We start from the raw sequence: 2,226 nt of genomic DNA on the forward strand, positions 1-2,226 counted from the left end.
TAGCCGTGGACGTCTGTCCGCTGGTGGTGTTCGTCGTGTCTCCTGGCACCGCCGAGAGGGCGGCTGACGCCGGAGGGCGGGTTCGTGGTGGTGCCACGTCCCGCCGATGGGTCATGTCCTTTCGCGCTCGTCGAGCTGGTGACTAGGCCGGCACGGGTGGGGAGCCTGGGACGTCGGCATCCGGCGGGTTGCCGCAGGCTGCACCCACCCGTGGAGATAAGCGAATCCGGGCCATCGTGGACGGCAGGGAAGACCGTCCTGGGCCGCTCAGCGGATTCGGGAGACCGGCACAGCGGCCGGTGCGATCGAGAGCCGGCGGGACGTGGCCCGCATCAGCGGCAGGAAGTCCGCTCGGCATCTCACAGGTCGAGTCCAGCGATCCGGCAGGAAGGCCGCGCTGGCGTGCTCGACGAAGGCCAGAGTAGCACCGGGTGCCGACACGTCAACCCGACGTAACCCCGGAGTCTGGGAGGCCGTGCGGCCACCCAATGACGCGCTCGGCGGCGACGCCTCGAAGGTCGGCCCCGTTCCACCGGGCCCCGGTAACGTCCGTGCGTCCGTACTCCGGATCGTGCGTCATGACGTAGCTGAACCGCGCGTAGGACAGATCCGTGTCACGCAGGTCGGCATCCCGCAGATCACAGCCAGCGAAGCTGGCACCGCGAAGAGAGGCCCCGCGGAGGTTGGCACCGCGGAAGTCACACAACTTGAACGAGTGCCCGTCAAGGGTGCGATGCCGAAGATCGCGGCCGGCGAAAGACTGTCTCGTCGCGCCAGGCAGGATGCTCATCCGCGAACCGTAGCGTGGTCGCCCGTTGCCGAACCACCGGCTTTCTACGCACTCACCTGCGAGGCATTCGCCAGGGCAGGACGGCCGCCCGCTGGCGACCGGCTGCCGGCCGAGTGGGAGAACTTTCCTTACATCGATCAAGGCGGCCCTGAGCGGGCCGCACGCGCCGCCGCCTGGGCGCGCGCCGGCCGCTGCCGCTGTCGCTCTGCGGCCGTCACGCCTGATGCCCGGCGGCTGGCGCGGACAGCGGGAATCCCGGAGGGCCGCCGCAGAACGACAGGCCGTTGACCGGTGAGGTGGTGGGCCGGCAGCCGGCCGGGCCGCGCGGCCACGAGCCCGCGCGGCGTAGGGGAGCGCACGCCGGCCGCGTCGGCGAGCTGACGGCGGTCGCGGGGTTGCGGTTAGTGCGCCTCCGGCGGGGGCGCTCCGGCTCCAGGATGGCCGGGCTCCGCCGGCGGGTCACGGTCCGTGGGTGGTTGCGGAAGGAGCCATCCCGCCTGCCATCGACCCGGGCGAGCCGAGCAGACCACCGCCCGGCCCGCCAGCGTCCGTACGAGCCGTCAAGGTCCGCTTGACGTGGCGGGCCGGGCGGCGGCCCGCTCCCCAGGAGGGCGGGTCGACGGCAGACGGGATGGCATCGCGCTACGAGGTAGCTGACCCATGGCGCGAAGGGTTAGCATCCTCCAATGTCTGGGCACGACGGAATCATCCACTACTCGACGAACGCACAAAACTACCATACCGCCAGCGTTTCGGATGCGAGAGCAACCCGGCCCTATATTTGCCCCCATTGTGGAGCAACGACCAACGCGGCGGTGATTGCTAACACGAACCCCAATTATTCAACGGATAATGTCGCATGGAGTCGTTGCATGGGCTGCGACCTGGGCATTGTCGAGAATAACGGCACGGTCAGCCCGTCCCCGTTAGTGGGGGAAAAAGTGGATGGGCTTCCGGCGGAAGTTGGAGCCGCATACCTCGAAGCCCGCAAGACTGCCGGGTGGGGTGCCTATACCTCGTGCGAGCTGATGTGTCGCAAGATACTTATGCATATTGCGGTCGACAAGGGGGCGGAAGAGGGGAAGTCATTCGTCCAATATCTCGACCACCTCCTAACCACTGGCTACATTACGCCGCCCATGAGGCCATGGCTCGATCTAATCCGTACACACGGCAATCTCTCTACTCACCGACTTGAGGCGGCGTCCCAGGAGCGCGCTTACAACACGCTGGCTTTCACGACGCAACTTCTCCGCCTGGTGTACGAGATGGACCATCGTGCACAGAGCTTCATGACACCGGGTCCCTGAGTCCGTGCCCGATACGTGCCCGATACAGCGGTCAACATCGGCCAGCGGAGGTCCGTCGCAGCGCTGGGCCGGATCGCCCAGACATCCACGACCAGCCGGCACCAGGACCAGGGGCCGCGACTCAAC

2 protein-coding genes are annotated in these 2,226 nt (G+C 67.6%); one reads left to right on the forward strand and one right to left on the reverse strand.

Annotation, left to right across the window (positions count from 1 at the left end; all coding sequences use genetic code 11):
* Window positions 1-442 precede the first annotated feature (442 nt).
* Window positions 443-790, reverse strand: a complete 348-nt coding sequence (locus tag FXF52_RS44390) for a pentapeptide repeat-containing protein (RefSeq protein ID WP_148804990.1) — start codon at window positions 788-790, stop codon at window positions 443-445.
* Window positions 791-1,476: 686 nt separating this feature from the next.
* Between FXF52_RS44390 and FXF52_RS40865 the strand changes: the two genes are divergently transcribed.
* Window positions 1,477-2,100: a DUF4145 domain-containing protein gene (locus FXF52_RS40865; protein ID WP_148804991.1), complete on the forward strand. Its 624-nt coding sequence runs from the start codon at window positions 1,477-1,479 to the stop codon at window positions 2,098-2,100.
* Window positions 2,101-2,226: the final 126 nt, after the last annotated feature.

It is taken from the genome of Micromonospora sp. MP36, from assembly GCF_008119785.1.
GTDB lineage: Bacteria > Actinomycetota > Actinomycetes > Mycobacteriales > Micromonosporaceae > Micromonospora.

Bases quoted from the DNA above. Each gene is read 5' to 3' on its own strand.
- FXF52_RS44390 (WP_148804990.1), bottom strand. From the start codon at position 790: ATGAGCATCCTGCCTGGCGCGACGAGACAGTCTTTCGCCGGCCGCGAT.
- FXF52_RS40865 (WP_148804991.1), top strand. From the start codon at position 1,477: ATGTCTGGGCACGACGGAATCATCCACTACTCGACGAACGCACAAAAC.